This window comes from Acuticoccus kandeliae (genome assembly GCF_003073115.1).
On the sequence record NZ_QBBV01000005.1, the window covers coordinates 41,620 to 57,544 of the forward strand.

Below are 15,925 nucleotides of genomic sequence, written 5' to 3' on the forward strand. Positions count from 1 at the left end.
GCCCCGTCTCGATGGAAGGCGCGCATGCGCCCCGAGGAGCGGTCCAAGGTCAGGCGACCTTGAACTCGTTCCAGCGCTTGTTCATGTACGCCGCCTCGTCCATCAGCGTGTTCCAGCACGAGATGTTGGTGACGCGCTCGACGAAGGAGCCGCCATCGCGCTTGGCGCCGACGGGTTCCATCGGGACGCCATAGGGATCGCTGATCGGCTCGGGCGCGGGGGCGCCTTCGTACCAGTAGGCCCACTCGGCCGGCGTCAGGAACTTCTGCGCGGTGGTCGGCACGGGCGAGTAGTAGCCGTAGCGCGCCACGAAGCCACCCTGCCAGCCGGAGAGATACCAGTTGAGGTATTCATAGGCGGCGTCGAGCTTCTTGCCTTCGAGGTGACGCATCAACGCCATGCCGTTGCACCAGCCGCGATAGCCTTCCTTGCCGTTCTTCTTGTTCACCGGCGCGTAGATGCAGGGCACTTCCTTCACGCGCACGGCGGCGACGGCGGGCGACCACATCGACTGGATGATGACCTCGCCGGCGGCCATGAGCTGGACCGACTGGTCGAAGGTGGTCCAGGTCGCGCGGAAGTGGCCGTCGCGCTTCAGCTGGATCAGCGCGTCGATCGTCTTGTCGATCTCCTCGCGCGTCATGTTGCCCTTGTTGCCGTACTCGATCATGCCGGCGCTCTCGAAGCACAGCGCCGCGTCCATGATGCCGATCGCAGGAACGTCGAGGATCGCCGCCTTGCCCTTGAATTTCGGGTCGATCAGCTCCTTCCACTCGGTTACCTCGTGGCCGACGAGGTCGGGGCGGTAGCCCATCGAGTCGGCGTTGTAGACCTGCGGCAGGAAGGTCATCCAGTCGGTGACGCCCTCGTGGAGGTCGGTCGCCATCGGATCTTCGATGTACATCGCCTCGTAGGGGGAGATGCCCTGGCGCGGAATCTGGACGCCGTCGATCTCACCCTTGGTGAAGATCGGGAGAATATTGTCGAATTCCTTGATCTTCGCGCGCTCGATGCCCTGGAGAACGCCGCGCTTGGTCGCGAGCTTGGCCTGCCAGCCTTCGACGTCGGCGATGTCGACCGAGTTCGGCTGCGTGATGAAGCGGTTGATCGCGGCCGACGTATCAAGGTTCTGCATCGTGACCTTGAAGCCGAGATCCTTGGAGGCCTGGTCGCCGATCGCCTTCACGACCGAATAGGAGACGCCGACATGGGTCAGCTCGATGTCCTTGATTTCCTGGGCCCAGATGGTCGGGAAACCACCGAGCGCGCCGGAACCGGCGGCGGCACCGGCGGCGGCCGCCGCGCCCTTCATCACCGAACGTCGAGAGATCCCGTTGCCGCTCTTCGAGTTGTTTGTGACGTTGTCGGACTTCTTTGTCATGGTCACACCTCTCCTGTTGAGCCGCCCGTTGCCTTCAAAACGGGAGCTCCCAAGTCGTCGGAACTTGAAACCTTATGGAGACGGTAGCGATGACATCTGGAGATCGGCCAATTCGAAAGACAAATGCTCCATATTGGCGATTCTTATTTGCTCGATTTCAAAGCACTTCACGCGCATAGGTCGAGAAACCTGCCGGAAATCGGTCGTTTCGCTGCGCCATCGTTGTGCAGCGCAGGCTGGAATCGCTTTATTTTTGAACAGCGGTCGATTGCGGACCCGCGTTTCACCGCGCACTATAAGAGTTGCTTTGGTTCGCGTGCCCGCCGGCCTCCCAAACCCGGCAGAACCAAGGCGAGACCACCCGTTTGGCCCCGGAATTGCTGGGATCGGCTGTCATGCGACGCCTTTGGCGGCGGCAGCGGCCCTTCCGGCGATGCATCGCGGGGCCGGCGCGAGCGGCCTCGTCACCCAGCGGCCCGTCCGCGTTCGATCTTCCTGCGGTTCGGCGTCCGTCCGAACACCACCCTGAAGGAAACCCACTTCGATGATGCGACGCGACTTCAATGTCGGCCGATCGGCCGTCTACGCGGAAAACGGCGTGGCGGCGACGGCCCACCCGATGGCGACCCTCACGGCGGTCGACGTGATGCGCGCGGGCGGCAACGCGGTGGACGCGGCGGTGGCCGCGATGGCGCTCCTGTGCGTGATCGAACCCCATTCGACCGGCCTCGGCGGCGACTGCTTCGCGATCTATTCCAAGGGCGGCAAGGGCAAGCCGATCGGCTTCAACTCCTCCGGCCGCGCCCCTGCGGCGGCGACGGTGGACTGGTATCTCGAGAACGGCATCAGCGAGATCAAGGTCGAGACGCCGCATTCGGTGACCATTCCGGGCGCGGTCGACGGCTGGTGCCGCCTCGTCGAGGACCACGGCACGAAGTCGATCGAGGAGCTACTCCAGCCGGCCATCAAGGCGGCGGAGGAAGGCTTCATCGTCGCCCCGCGCGTCGCCCATGACTGGGGCAAGATGGTCGCCAAGCTCTCGCTCGACCCCCACACCAAGGCCCGCTTCCTGCCGGGCGGGCGCGCGCCGCTCGTCGGTGAGCGCCACGTCCAGCCGGAGCTCGCCGAGACGCTGAAGCGCGTCGCCAAGCTCGGCCGTGCCGGCTTCTATGAAGGCCCGGTCGCGGAGGACATCGTCAATCGCCTGCGCGAACTCGGCGGCCTCCACACGATGGACGATTTCGCCGCGAGCGAGCCGACCTATGTCGAGCCCCTCTCCTCCAACTATCGCGGCTACGACGTCTACGAGATCCCGCCGAACGGCCAGGGCATCCTGTGCCAGGTGATCCTCAACGTCCTCGCCGGCTACGACTATGCCGACCCGCGCTACAGCGAGGCCGACCGCGTCCACCTCCTCGCCGAGGCCTCCAAGGCCGCCTATCTGCGGCGCGACGTCCTCATCGGCGACCCGGACTTCGTGGACGTCCCGGTCGAGCGGCTCCTGTCGGCGGCCGAGGGTGACCGCATCCGCGAGGCGATCTCGCTGGAGCGCGCCGGCGACCCCGCCCCCGTCGATCCGGTCGTCCACACCGACACCACCTACCTCACCGTGGTCGACCGCGACCGGAACGCGATCTCGTTCATCAACTCCCTCTTCTCCGCCTTCGGCTCGGCGATCATGGCGCCGAAGAGCGGCGTGATGCTGCAGAATCGCGGATCGAGCTTCCGCATCATCAAGGACCACCCGAACGCGATCGCGCCGAAGAAGCGGCCGATGCACACCATCATTCCGGGCATGATGGGCAAGGGCGAGACCATGCTGATGCCCTTCGGCGTGATGGGCGGCCACTACCAGCCCGTCGGCCACACGCAGGTCGTGACCGGGATCGTCGATTTCGACCTCGATCCGCAGGATGCGATCGCCGCCCCCCGCTCCTTCGCCTATGACGGCGAGATGCGCCTGGAGGCGACCTTCAGCGCCGAGGTGGCACAAGATCTGCAGGCTCGTGGTCACAAGGTCGTTCGGCAAGACCCGGTCGGCGGAGGTCAGGCGATCTTCATCGACCATGAGCGCGGGCTCCTCATCGGAGGGTCAGAGCCGCGCAAGGATGGTTGCGCGATCGGCTACTGACCGCCGCCCCAAGGCGGGACATGCGTTGCCCGTCGCGCCGCCCCGGCGGCGCGGCCCCTCAGTGACGCCGCGCGGCGGTCTTCGTCCTCCAGGGCGCGGGCGCGCGCGGTCGCCAACCCAGGACGAAAGGCACCCGTGCTTCCCACACTCGACGCCGCCGCCGCGGAGGGCGAAGCGCCCGCCGCACAACCGGTTCTCTCCATCGACGGACTGAAGACCCACTTCTTCACGCGCGACGGCGTGGTGCGCGCCGTCGACGGGGTCTCCTTCGACGTGCGGCGCGGCGAGACGGTGGGCGTCGTCGGGGAGAGCGGCAGCGGCAAGAGCGTCACCGCCCTCTCCATCATGCGGCTCCTGTCCAAGCGGACCGGGCGCATCGTCGACGGCTCGATCCGCCTGTCCGGTGAGGAGATCACCACCGCGAGCGAGAAGCGGATGCGCCAGATCCGCGGCAACGCGGTGTCGATGATTTTCCAGGAGCCGATGACGAGCCTCAACCCCGTCCTCAAGATCGGCTTCCAGATGATGGAGACGATCCGCGTCCATCAGGGGCTCGGCCGGGCGGAGGCGCGGGCGCGCGCGCTCCAGATGCTGCGCCTCGTCCACATCCCCGAGCCGGAGCGGCGGATCGGCCAGTACCCGTTCGAACTGTCCGGCGGAATGCGCCAGCGCGTCATGATCGCGATGGCGCTCTCGTGCAATCCCGCCCTCCTCATCGCCGACGAGGCGACGACCGCGCTCGACGTCACGATCCAGGCGCAGATCCTGGAGCTGATCCGCGAGCTGCGCGAGAAGATCGGCATGGCGGTCATGATGATCACCCACGATCTCGGCGTCGTCGCGGAGACGTGCGACCGGATCGTCGTCATGTACGCCGGCAAGGTGGTGGAGCGCGGCACGGTGCGCGAGGTCTTCCGCCAGCCGCTCCACCCCTACACCAAGGGCCTCCTCGCCTCGATCCCGCGCCTGCCCGCGGCCGGCGCCGCCGCGCGCGCCCGGCGCGGCAAGCTGACCGAGCTGCCGGGCTTCGTCCCCTCGCTGCGCAACGTGCCGCCCGGCTGCCGCTTCGCGCCGCGCTGCCCGCTCGTGGTGGAGCGCTGCACCGTGGAGGAGCCGCCGCTCGTCGAGAAGGTGCCCGGCCGCCTCACCGCCTGCTTCGAGGCCGACCGCATGTTGGAGGCGGCCGATGTCTGAGACCGCTATCGTGGACGCCCCCCCGGCCGCGCCCACCACGACCACCGCCGCCAAGCCGCTGGCGGTCGAGAACCTCACCAAGCACTACAGCGTGAACCGCGGCATCCTCAGCCGCGAGGTCGCGAAGGTCCACGCCGTCGACGGCGTCTCCTTCGATCTCGGCCACGGCGAGACGCTCGGCCTCGTCGGCGAGTCGGGATGCGGGAAGTCGACCGTCGGGCGCTGCATCCTGCGCCTCGTCGAGCCGACGAGCGGGGTAATCCGCCTTGCGGGCGAGGACGTCACCCACCTCGACCGTGCCGCGATGCGCCCGCACCGCCAGCGCCTCCAGGCGATCTTCCAGGACCCCTATTCCTCGCTGAACCAGCGCATGAAGGCGGGCGAGATCGTCGCCGAGCCGCTCGTCAATTTCGGCCGCAAGCCGAGCCGCGAGGAGATCGCGGCGCTGTTCGAGCGGGTGGGCCTGCGCCCCGAGCAGATGGACCACTATCCGCACGAATTCTCCGGCGGGCAGCGCCAGCGCCTCGTCATCGCGAAGGCGCTCTCGCTCCAGCCCTCGGTCATCGTGTGCGACGAGGCGGTCTCCGCGCTCGACGTGTCGGTGCAGGCGCAGGTGATCAACCTCCTCACCGAGCTCCAGGAAGAGCGCGGCATCGCCTACCTCTTCATCGCCCACGACCTCGCCGTCGTGGAGCACATCAGCCACCGCATAGCGGTGATGTATCTCGGCGAGATCGTGGAGCTTGCCGACAAGCGCGACCTCTTCGAGGACCCGCTCCACCCCTACACCAACGCGCTCCTGTCGGCCGTGCCCGTGCCGGACCCGGAGGCGAAGCGCGACCGCACCATCATCGCCGGCGACGTGCCGAGCCCGCTCAACCCGCCCAAAGGCTGCCGCTTCAACACGCGCTGCCCGAAGGTGTTCGACCGCTGCCGCGTCGAGCCGCCCGCCTATCGCGAGGTGAAGCCGCGCCATTACGCGGCCTGCCACCTCAACGATTGAGGCCGCTCAGGGCGTCGCGAGGTGGCAGGCGGCGCTGCGGTCGGGCCCCATCGGGCGCAGCGCCGGATCCTCGGTGAGGCAGCGGCCAACGCGGATCGGGCAGCGCGGATTGAAGTTGCAGCCGGGCGGTGGGCTCATCGGCGACGGGATCTCCCCCTCGATCGCCTTCAGCTCCACCAGCGCGTCGGAATCGAGGACCAGCTTCGGCACGCTGTCGAGGAGGCCCTGCGTGTAGGGGTGCTTCGGCGCGTCATAGACCGCGCGCACCGGCCCCTCCTCCACGATCCGGCCGAGATACATGATCGCGACCCGGTCGGAGAGGTGCCGCACGACGGAGAGGTCGTGCGAGATGAAGATGATCGTCAGCTGGAGCGAGCGGCGCAGCTCCAGGAAGAGATTGATGATCTGCGCCTGGATGGACACGTCGAGCGAGGCGACCGGCTCGTCGCAGACGAGGACGTCGGGCCGCATCGCGAGGGCGCGGGCGATTGCGATGCGCTGGCGCTGGCCGCCGGAGAATTGGTGGGGAAAACGCGAGGCGAGCGCCGGATCGAGACCGGCCTGGGTCAGCGCCGCGGCCACCGCCGCGTTCTTGTCGCGCGCCTTGACGAGGCCGTGGGCGAGTGGCCCCTCGGCGATGATGTCGCCGACGCGCATCCGGGGATCGAGCGAGGCGAACGGGTCCTGAAACACGGTCTGGATCCGCGTGCCGGCCTTTCGCCCGTCCCGCATCACCGGCGCGCCGTCGAGCGTCACGGTCCCGGAGGTGGGCGTCATGATGCCCGCGATCATCCGGCCGAGCGTCGACTTCCCGCAGCCCGACTCGCCGACGAGGCCGAGCGTCTCGCCGCGCCGGATCGAGAGGCTCACCCCGTCCACCGCCTTCAGGGCCCGCGTCTCGACGCGCGCGCCGAGGCGGGCGGCGATCCGGTCGCCGAGCGTCAGCTGCGGCGCGAAATGCTTGCGCACGTCGGCGATGGTGAGGAAGGCCTCGTCCGCCGCCACCGACCGCTCCATCTCCACCGCGCTCACGCCGCGACCTCCATCGGGTGGATGCAGCGCCAGCCGCGCGTGCCGTGGCGTTCGAGCGGCGGCTCCACGCGGCATGCCTCGCTCGCGCGGCCGCAGCGGGGGCGGAAGGCGCACCCTTCGGGCAACGCCAGCAGCGAGGGGGTGCTGCCGGGGATCTGCTCCAGCGGCGTGCCGGGCTCGGCCGTCGCCGGGAGCGATTTCAGGAGCCCCGCGGTGTAGGGATGGCGCGGCACGCGCAGTACGTCGGCGGCGGGCCCCTCCTCAACGATCCGCCCCGCGTACATCACGAGGATGCGCGAGGCGATGGTCGAGACCGTCGCGAGGTCGTGGCTGATCCACAGGAGCGCGGTGCCGCTGTCGCGCGCGAGCTCGCGCACTTCGGCCAGAATCTGGGCCTGGATCGACACGTCGAGCGCCGTCGTCGGCTCGTCCGCGACGATGACGTCGGAGCCGTGGAGGAGCGCGATCGCGATCGCGACGCGCTGGCGCATTCCGCCGGAGAATTCGTGCGGGAAGGCCTTGAGGCGCGCCGCGGGGTCGGGGATGCCGACCTTCGCCAGCACCTCGACTGAGCGCGCGTCCGCCGCGCGGCGGGAGGTGCGGCCGTGGGCGCGGATCGCAAGGCGCATCTGCGTGCCGATGGAAAGGACCGGGTTCAGCGTCATCATCGGGTCCTGGAAGACCATCGCGAGGCGCGCCCCGCGCACCTTGCGCAGCTCCCGCTCCGGCCGGCCGACGAGCTCCTCCCCGCCGAGCCGGACCGAGCCCTCCACGATGCGTCCCGGCGGATCGACGAGGCCGAGGAGCGAGAAGCCGGTGACGGACTTGCCCGATCCCGATTCCCCGACGAGGCCGACGATCTCGCCCCGCCCGATCTCGAAGGTGACGCCGTCGACCGCCTTCGCGACGCCCGCACGGGTGAAGAAGTGCGTTTTCAGCCCTTCGACCGAGAGGACCGGCGTCATCGGTCGAGCCTCGGGTTGAGGATGTCGCGCACATGGTCGCCGACGAGGTTGATCGCGACGATCAGGATGATGAGCGCGATGCCCGGATAGACGGAGATCCAGGTGCGCCCGCTCATCATGTATTTGACGCCGTTCGAGATCAGCATCCCGAGCGAGGGCTCCGTCACCGGCAGGCCGAGGCCGAGGAAGGAGAGCGTCGCCTCCAGCGCGATCGCGTAGGCGATCTGCACCGTCGCGACCACGATGAGCGCCGGCATCGCGTTCGGCAGGAGGTGGCGAAAGACGATGCGGCGGGCCGAGAGCGGCGTCGCGGCGGCCGCCTCGACATAGTCCTTCGAGCGCTCGGCCGAGGCCGCACCATAGGCGGTGCGGGCGAAATAGGCGTACTGCGCGGTGACGAGCGCGGTGATGAGCTGCGCCTTCCCCTGGCCCAGCAGCGCCACGAGGACGAGCGCGAGGAGGATCGGCGGGAAAGAGAGCTGGAGGTCGACGATGCGCATCAGCACATTCTCGGCGAGCCCGCGCGCATAGGCGGCCATGATGCCGATGATCGTGCCGATCACGAGCGCGATCGTCCCCGCCGCGATGCCGATCTGGAGCGAGACGCGCAGCCCGTAGAGGATCGCGCTGAAGAGATCGCGCCCCTGCGCGTCCGTGCCGAGCCAATGGGTGTAGCCGCCGGAGCCGACATAGCCGGGCGGCCGCCGCGCGTCGCGCAGCGACAGGCCGGAGAGGTCGTAGGGGTTCTGCGGCGCGATCAGCGGGGCGAAGATCGCGAGGAGGATGAGGAGGATCACCACGATCAGCGCGACGACCGCGATCTTGTCCTCGGCGAAGCGGGACCAGAAGCGGCGGAAGGGGGAGACGGCGCCGGCGGCGGGCGCGGTGCCGGCGCTCATGCCCTGCGCCCCCGCCGCAGCCGCGGGTCGAGCATCGCATAGACGAGGTCGACGAGGAGGTTGATCGTGACGAACAGGCCGGCGGTGAGGATGAGGTAGGCCATCATCACCGGCCGGTCGAGATTCTTGATGGAGTCGATGATCAGCTTTCCCACTCCGGGCCAGGAGAAGATCGTCTCCGTCACCACCGCGAAGGCGAGCGTGGAGGCGAGCTCCAGCCCGAACACGGTCGCGATCGGGATGGCGATCAGCTTCAGGACGTGGCGGCGCATGATGGTGCCGTCCGAGATGCCGGCGGCGCGGGCGAATTTCACCGTGTCCGACAGCATGATCTCGCGCGTGCCGGCCCGTGCGAGGCGGATCATGATGGCGAGCTTGAAGAGGGCGAGGTTGATCGCCGGGAGCACGAGGTGGGACCAGCCGTCGAGCGTGAAGATGCTCCACGCGACGCCGAACACCTCCACCGTGTCGCCCCGCCCGCCGGACGGGAGCCAGCCGAGATTGACCGCGAAGGTGAGGATCAGGATGAGCCCGATCCAGAAGGTCGGCACCGAGAAGCCGAGGATCGAGATCGCCATGATGAGGCGCGAGGAGATCGCGTCCGGCTTGTAGCCCGCCCACATGCCGAGCGGCACGCCGAGGACGAGTGCGCCGATGACGGCGGTCAGCACGAGCTCAAGCGTCGCCGGGAGGCGGCCGAGGATCAGCGAGACGACCGGCTCGTTGTAGACATAGGAGCGGCCGAGATCGCCCTGGAAGAGGTTCACGATGTAGTAGAAATACTGCTCGTAGATGGGCTTATCGAGGCCGAAGCGGGCGATCGTCGCCTCGCGCACGTCCTGCGTCGCCTCGGGCGGGATCAGCACCTCGAGCGGGTTGCCGATGGCGTAGATCCCGGCGAACACGATCACCGACATCACCGCCATAATCACGATGGCCTGCATCAGTCGCTGGAGGAGAAAGCCCGGCATGACGGCCCTTTGACTGGTGAGACGGGGGCGAGGCCGCGCCGTCCGCGGCTGATCGGGGCGACCGGGGCTTCAGCGCCCGAGCGGCCTCTGTGCGCGCCACGGAGGGAGATGGCGAGGCGCGTGCGCCTCGCCGAAAGCCGCGCGGATCCGCGCCGCGCGTCGTCCGCGATCAGTTCGCCGGCTTGATGAAGTAGGCCAGCGTCTCTTCGTCCGCGCGCGGCGTCACGACGACCTTGTCGGAATTGCCCGCCCAGACCGTCTGGAGGACGACGATCGGGATATAGGCGCGGTCGGCGACGACGAGCTCCATCGCCTTCTCATAGGCCGCCCGGCGCTTGTCCGCGTCAAGCTCGCGCGAGCCTTCCTGGAGGAGCTTGTCGACCTCGGGGTTCGAGTAGGCGATGCGGTTGAAGGCGCCCATCTTCACGTCGGGATTGTTCGTGTGGGCAAGGCCGCCGAGCGTGTAGGAGGCTTCACCCGTCAGCGTGCCCCAGCCGTTCATGAAGGCCGAATATTCGAGGCGCGACTGGGCCGGGAAGTAGACCGTCTTCGACACGGCGTTGACGTTGGTGTCGATCCCGATCTGGGCGAACATCTGGCCGAGACCCTCGCAGATCGCGCCGTCGCCCGGCAGGCGGTCGTTGGTGCAATAGAGGTCGACCTCGAAGCCGTCCGGATAGCCGGCATCGGCGAGCAGCGCCTTCGCCTTCTCCGGATCATAGGGCTTCGCCTCGATCGCGTCGGAGGAGCCGAAGAAGCCCGCCGGCATCAGCTGGTTCGCCGGCGTGCCGAGCCCTTCAAGCACGATCTCGACCATGGTCTCGCGGTCGATCGCGAGGTCCATCGCCTCGCGCACCTTCGGATCCTTGAACGGATTGGCGTCGAGCTTGCCGCCGCCCTTGGCGCGCACCAGCGGGGTGTCGTCGCGCTGGTCGAGCTGGAGGTTCATGACGTAGACGGAATCGCCGATGAAGGTCGCGATGTCCGGATCGCCTTCGAGCGAGAGATAGTCGGCCGAGGAGACGTAGTTGATGACGTCGACGTCGCCCGCCTTCAGCGCCGCGAGGCGTGAGGAATCGTCGGAGATCTCCTTGCGGACGACCTTCTCCCACGGCGCGGCGCCGCGCCAATAATCGTCGAACCGGTCGAGCACCAGGTCGCCCTTCGGCTCCCAGGAGACGAACTTGAACGGGCCGGTGCCGATCGTCGCCTTGCCGGAGGAGAAGCCTTCGGCGGCCGTCTCGGCGGTGGAATAATCCTTCGCCGCGTCGGCGCTGACGATGAAGAGACGCACGAAATCATAGGGCAGCGTCGCGGCCGGCCCGTCGGTGTGGATGAGGACGGTGTGGTCGTCCACGATCTCCACCTCGGCGACGCGGCGCACGTAGATCTGCGTCGTCATCGGGCCGGTGACGGTCGGGATGCGCTCGATCGAGAACTTCACGTCCTCGGCGGTGAAGTCCGACCCGTCGTGGAATTTCACGCCCTCGCGGAGCTTGAACTCCCAGGTGTCCTCGTCGACCGGCTCCCAGGAGACGGCGAGACCCGGCTCCAGCTGGAGGTCGTCGCCGGTCCACACCAGCGGGTCGAAGATGTGCTTCAGCGCGTCCGAATTGGGGCCGAGCGAGGAATAATGCGGGTCCATCGAGTCCGGTCCGCCGCGCACGCCGACCGTCAGCGTCTGCGCCCCCGCCGCGCCCGAAGCCAACACGCCGACGAGTGCGGCGACGAGTGTGAAGTGCTTCATCATGCCGTCCCTCTTCTTGTCGAAAGCCTGTTCGCAGACCCTGGTCTGGCGAGCAGAAATGCTTCCAAATGGAACTTGTTTCAGCGAGCGTGATGCCGCATCCTCTCCCTGTCAAGCGGCGAAAGGCGACCTCCAATTCCTCGAGCGCATAAAAACTCGGCAGGCCCAACGATTGAGCTTGGGGATGAGGCAGCCGCGCCGTCGGGGCTGAGCCCCATGGTCGAGGCCAAGCTTTGGGAGAACCCCTGCTGGCTGACCTACCGGCTGAACTACCTCGCGCTGAGGTACAACGTGCCGCTCTATTCGTGGATCGAAGAAACCTACAATTTGAGCAGGCCCGAGTACGTGGTGATCTACTCGCTCGGCCTGATGGACGGCGCGGTCGCGAGCGATATCGCCGCCTCCTCCGGCTTCCCCGCCGGCACCCTCTCGCGCGCCATTCACAAGAACGTGCGCCGCAAGCTGATCCAGCGCACGCCCGACGCGCACGACCGGCGCCGCTTCCTCCTCACGCTGACGCCGGCCGGCCGCGCCCTCTTCGAGGAGACGCTGCCGCGCTTCATCGCTTACGAGAAATTGATGCTCTCCGCGCTCAGCCAGACCGAGCAGCGGACCCTCTCCAACCTGATGGCGAAGATGGTGATGGCCTCCCCCGGATGGCCCGCCACCGCCGACATCCCGCCCGCCCTCTAAGGAACGCCGATGCGCATTGCCGACATGAACTGGTCCGACGTGGAAGCCCGGGTCGCCAAGGACGATCGCTGCGTGCTTCCGCTCGGCTCGACCGAACAGCACGCGCAGCTCTCGCTCTGTGTCGACATGATCCTCGCCGAGCGTGTCGCGCTGGAGGCGGCGGAGCCCCTCGGCATTCCGGTCTTCCCCGCGATGCCTTATGGCCTCGCCCCCTATTTCGGCGCCTATCCGGGCACGGTGACGCTGAAGGTGGAGACGCTCCTCGCGGTGGTGCGCGACGTCGTCGCCTCGTTCGAGCGCATGGGCTTCCGCCGCATCCTCATCGTCAGCGGTCATGGCGGCAACGCGCCGGCGGGGGCGCTCGCCAACGAACTGATGCTCGAGAGGCCGCACCTGTCGATCAAGTTCCACGAGTGGTGGAAGGCGCCGAAGACCTGGGCGAAGGGGCAGGAGATCCACCCCTCCGGCAGCCACGCCAACTGGATGGAGAATTTCCCCTGGACGCGGCTCGCCCACGCCCCTGCCCCCGCGACGGAGAAGGCGAAGCTCGACGTCGCCCACTTCAAGGCGGTGAGCCCGCCCGCCGGGCGCGCCCTCCTCGGCGACGGCAGCTTCGGCGGCGCCTACCAGATGGAGGACGAGGCGATGCTGGCGCTCTGGCAGGCGGGCGTCGAGGAGACGCGCGCCGCACTCGAAGGACCGTGGGCCGATGCCTGAGCCGAGCGAGACGATCCTCATCTGGGGCGCGGGCGCGATCGGCGGCACGCTCGGCGCCTACTGGGCACGCGCGGGCGAGGATGTGCTCCTCGTCGACATCGTGCCGGAGCACGTGGAGCGGTGCCGCACCGAGGGGCTCGCCATCACCGGCCCCGTCGAGGAATTCCGCCAGGTGATCCCGGCGATCACTCCCGGCAAAGTGACCGGCACCTACCGGCGCATCGTCCTCGCCGTGAAGGCGCTGCACACCGAAGCGGCCGCCGCCGCGCTCCGCCCCCATCTCGCCGAGGACGGCTACGTCCTCTCCGCCCAGAACGGGCTCAACGAGATCGCCATCGCGGCGGCCGTCGGGCCGGAGCGCACGATGGGCGCGTTCGTCAATTTCGGCGCCGACTGGCACGGGCCGGGCGAGATCCTCTTCGGCAATCGCGGCGCGGTGGTGGTGGGCGAGATCGACGGCTCGGTCCGCGAGCGCACGCGCGAGATGCATCGCCTCCTCCAGATCTTCGAGCCGGACGCGATCCTCACCGACGACATCTGGTCCTACCTCTGGGGCAAGCTCGGCTACGGCGCGATGCTGATCGCGACCGCCCTCACACCTGATTCCATGAGCGCGAATTTCGCCGATACCGCGCGCGCCCCGGCCTTCGTCGCCCTCGCGCGGGAGGTAATGGCCGTGGCGGCGGCGCGCGGCGTCACGCCCCGCGGCTTCAACGGATACGACCCGTCCGCCTTCATGCCGGCCGCCGGGCCCGAGGCGGCCGCGCAGAGCCTTGCCGACCTCGCCGCCTTCAACGCCAAGACCGCGAAGACCCACAGCGGCATCTGGCGCGATCTCGCCGTGCGCAAGCGCAAGACCGAGGTCGGCCCGCAAGTCGGCCTCGTCATCGAGAGCGCGCGGGAGGTCGGCGTTCCGACCCCCGCGCTCGCGGCGCTGAGGGATCTCATCGAGGACATCGAGGAAGGCCGCCGGCCGCAATCGCGCGAGACATTCGAGGAGCTGCTGCGCCGATGCGCCTGACCTTCGCGGACAAGACCGTCCTCGTTACCGGCGCAGCGCAAGGCATCGGCCGCGCCATCGCCGAGGCCTTCAAGGCCGCCGGCGCGACGCTCGTCCTGACCGACATCGACGCCGAAGGGCTCGCCGCGACCGCTGACGCGATCGGCGCCGAGGCGATCGCCGCCGATATCGGCGACCGGGCGCGCGCCCACGCAATGGTCGAGGCCGTTCACGCCCGCTTCGGCGGCCCCGACATCGTGGTCCACGCCGCCGGCGGCACGCGCGGCCAGGCGGGTCGCCCGCTGACCGAGATCGACGAGGCGTCGTGGCGGGCGATCTTCGCCGCCAATGTCGACGCCGCCTTCTGGATCGCGCAGGCCGCCGCCCCGCACATGCGCGCCGCGGGCGCGGGGCGCTTCGTCGCGATCGCGTCGGGGGCGGGCCTGCGCCCCTCCCTCACCGGCATCCAGGCCTATGCGGCGGCCAAGCACGCCCTCGTCGGCCTCGTGAAGCAGCTCTCCTGGGAGCTTGCGCCGGACGGCATCACCGTCAACGCCGTCGCCCCCGGCTTCGTGCGCTCCAACCCCACCACCGAGCGGCAATGGGAGGCGATGGGGCCGGACGGACAGGCCTCGCTCCTCAAATCCATCCACACCCACCGCCTCGGCACGGCGGAGGACATCGCCGCCGCCGTCCTCTTCTTCGCGAGCGAACAGGCGGGGTGGATCAGCGGCCAGATCCTTTCGGTCGACGGGGGCCGGTCGTGACCGATCCCGTCCTCGCGCGCCTCAAGGCCGACGAGGGGATCCTGCCCCGCCTCGTCGACTATGCGCGCCTCCCCTCCGTCAGCACGGACCCCGCCTATCGCGACGGGATGGCCGCAACGCGCGCCTTCCTGAAGGCCCGCCTCACCGAGATCGGCTTCAACCATGTCGGCGAGATCGAGGCGGGGGGCCATCCGGCCGTCGTCGCCGAATGGTGCGGCCTGCCGGGCGCCCCGACCTATCTCGTCTACGGCCATTATGACGTGCAGCCGCCCGACCCGGTCTCCGCCTGGCACACCCCTCCCTTCGAGCCGACGGTGCGCAACGGTCGCCTCTACGGACGCGGCGTCGCCGACGACAAGGGACCCGTCGCGACCGCCATCGAGGTGCTCGGCGCTTTCCTCGCCCTCGAAGGCGCGCTGCCGGTCAATGTGCGCATCCTCCTCGAAGGGGAGGAGGAGATCGGGTCGGCGACGCTTGGCGCGCTCTGCGCGGCCCATCGCGACCGCCTCATCGCCGACGCGGTGATCTCGGCCGACGGCTCGCGCTGGCGGGCGGACCTGCCCACCGTCAATGTCGGCACGCGCGGGAACATGGCGCTGGAGCTCTCGCTGCGCACGGCGGTGAAGGACCTTCATTCCGGCCGCTATGGCGGGGCCGTGCCGAACGCGCTCCACGTGATGGCGGCGCTTCTCGCGAGCCTCCACGACGCGGACGGGCGCATTACGGTCCCCGGCTTCCTCGACGAGGTGGAGGTCGCGACGATGGAGGAACGCGCCGCCATCGCCACCCTCCCCTTCGACGAGGTGAGCTGGTTCGACGGCATCGAGGCCGCGCCGCACGGCGAAATCGGCTACTCGACGCTGGAGCGGCTCTGGATCCGCCCGACGCTCGAGATCAACGGGATGTGGGGCGGCTATACCGGCGCGGGCGGCAAGACGGTGACGCCCGCCGAAGCCTTCGCCAAGCTCACGACGCGCCTCGTGCCCGGCCAGACGCCGGCCCATGTGCGCGACGTGCTGACGGCACATCTCAACCGGATGTGCCCGCCTTTTGCGCGACTCACCCTTCATCTCGACGATGCCGGGACGCCCGCCTATCTCGTGCCGCCGGACCTGCCGCTCCTCGGCGCGGTGGAGGACGCGATCGAGGCGACGCTCGGCAAGCGGCCGCTGCGGGTGCGGGTCGGGGCGACGCTGCCGCTCTCGCCGATCTTCCGCGAGACGCTCGGCATGGAGACGGTGATGTTCTCCTTCGCGACGGCCGACGAGGACTATCACGCGCCCAACGAGTTCTTCCGCCTCAGCGCCCTCAATGAGGGACTCGCGGGCTGGGTCCATCTCATGCGCCGCCTCGGGCGGGGCAGATAGAAAGGGCGCCCGGCGCACCGGACGCCCTTTGGGACGAGGGGGGACGAACGAGGGCCGA

At 68.8% G+C, this 15,925-nt stretch carries 14 protein-coding genes; 8 read left to right on the forward strand and 6 right to left on the reverse strand.

Translation table 11 applies throughout. The annotated features are described in order from the left end of the window. Nucleotides 1–49: 49 nt before the first annotated feature. Nucleotides 50–1,381, reverse strand: a complete 1,332-nt coding sequence (locus tag DBV35_RS27020; RefSeq protein WP_108663533.1) for an ABC transporter substrate-binding protein — start codon at nt 1,379–1,381, stop codon at nt 50–52. A gap of 547 nt (nt 1,382–1,928) precedes the next feature. Here DBV35_RS27020 and ggt point away from each other — a divergent pair. From ggt to DBV35_RS27035, 3 genes are all read left to right on the forward strand, one after another. Beyond that, nucleotides 1,929–3,512: a gamma-glutamyltransferase gene (gene ggt, locus DBV35_RS27025; protein ID WP_108663703.1), complete on the forward strand. Its 1,584-nt coding sequence runs from the start codon at nt 1,929–1,931 to the stop codon at nt 3,510–3,512. Between the two features lie 135 nt (nt 3,513–3,647). Then, nucleotides 3,648–4,706 (forward strand): ABC transporter ATP-binding protein, encoded by a 1,059-nt coding sequence (locus DBV35_RS27030; protein ID WP_108663534.1) that lies wholly within the window; start codon nt 3,648–3,650, stop codon nt 4,704–4,706. Continuing rightward, nucleotides 4,699–5,709, forward strand: a complete 1,011-nt coding sequence (locus DBV35_RS27035; protein WP_108663535.1) for an ABC transporter ATP-binding protein — start codon at nt 4,699–4,701, stop codon at nt 5,707–5,709. Before DBV35_RS27030 ends, DBV35_RS27035 begins: the two co-directional genes overlap by 8 nt. Before the next feature lie 6 nt (nt 5,710–5,715). Here DBV35_RS27035 and DBV35_RS27040 read toward each other — a convergent pair whose 3' ends face one another. The 5 genes from DBV35_RS27040 to DBV35_RS27060 all read right to left on the reverse strand — a co-directional run bounded on the left by DBV35_RS27040 (nt 5,716) and on the right by DBV35_RS27060 (nt 11,323). Continuing rightward, the gene (locus DBV35_RS27040) at nt 5,716–6,726 is read right to left on the reverse strand and encodes an ABC transporter ATP-binding protein (RefSeq protein WP_108663704.1); all 1,011 of its coding nucleotides are present in this window, start codon (nt 6,724–6,726) and stop codon (nt 5,716–5,718) included. An 11-nt stretch (nt 6,727–6,737) separates the two neighbouring features. Continuing rightward, nucleotides 6,738–7,706, reverse strand: a complete 969-nt coding sequence (locus DBV35_RS27045; RefSeq protein WP_108663536.1) for an ABC transporter ATP-binding protein — start codon at nt 7,704–7,706, stop codon at nt 6,738–6,740. Further along, on the reverse strand, nt 7,703–8,605 hold the full coding sequence (locus tag DBV35_RS27050) for an ABC transporter permease (RefSeq protein WP_108663537.1): 903 nt from the start codon (nt 8,603–8,605) through the stop codon (nt 7,703–7,705). Before DBV35_RS27050 ends, DBV35_RS27045 begins: the two co-directional genes overlap by 4 nt. Continuing rightward, nucleotides 8,602–9,576, reverse strand: coding sequence for an ABC transporter permease (locus DBV35_RS27055; protein ID WP_108663538.1), 975 nt, complete (start codon nt 9,574–9,576; stop codon nt 8,602–8,604). The genes DBV35_RS27050 and DBV35_RS27055 overlap by 4 nt, the downstream gene beginning before the upstream one ends. Before the next feature lie 169 nt (nt 9,577–9,745). Then, the gene (locus tag DBV35_RS27060; protein ID WP_245944124.1) at nt 9,746–11,323 is read right to left on the reverse strand and encodes an ABC transporter substrate-binding protein; all 1,578 of its coding nucleotides are present in this window, start codon (nt 11,321–11,323) and stop codon (nt 9,746–9,748) included. A 216-nt stretch (nt 11,324–11,539) separates the two neighbouring features. Between DBV35_RS27060 and DBV35_RS27065 the strand changes: the two genes are divergently transcribed. Genes DBV35_RS27065 through DBV35_RS27085 form a run of 5 tightly spaced genes read left to right on the forward strand, consistent with a single transcriptional unit; the run spans nt 11,540 to nt 15,867 of the window. Further along, nucleotides 11,540–12,016, forward strand: coding sequence for a MarR family winged helix-turn-helix transcriptional regulator (locus DBV35_RS27065; protein WP_108663540.1), 477 nt, complete (start codon nt 11,540–11,542; stop codon nt 12,014–12,016). 9 nt (nt 12,017–12,025) lie between these two features. Then, nucleotides 12,026–12,733 carry a creatininase family protein gene (locus DBV35_RS27070; protein WP_108663541.1) on the forward strand — a complete coding sequence of 236 codons (708 nt, stop codon included), beginning with the start codon at nt 12,026–12,028 and terminating at the stop codon, nt 12,731–12,733. Beyond that, the gene (locus tag DBV35_RS27075) at nt 12,726–13,754 is read left to right on the forward strand and encodes a ketopantoate reductase family protein (RefSeq protein ID WP_108663542.1); all 1,029 of its coding nucleotides are present in this window, start codon (nt 12,726–12,728) and stop codon (nt 13,752–13,754) included. The genes DBV35_RS27070 and DBV35_RS27075 overlap by 8 nt, the downstream gene beginning before the upstream one ends. Then, nucleotides 13,745–14,500: an SDR family NAD(P)-dependent oxidoreductase gene (locus DBV35_RS27080; protein WP_108663543.1), complete on the forward strand. Its 756-nt coding sequence runs from the start codon at nt 13,745–13,747 to the stop codon at nt 14,498–14,500. The genes DBV35_RS27075 and DBV35_RS27080 overlap by 10 nt, the downstream gene beginning before the upstream one ends. After that, entirely contained in the window at nt 14,497–15,867 is a 1,371-nt protein-coding gene (locus DBV35_RS27085) for a dipeptidase (RefSeq protein ID WP_108663544.1), read from the forward strand. Before DBV35_RS27080 ends, DBV35_RS27085 begins: the two co-directional genes overlap by 4 nt. Nucleotides 15,868–15,925: the final 58 nt, after the last annotated feature.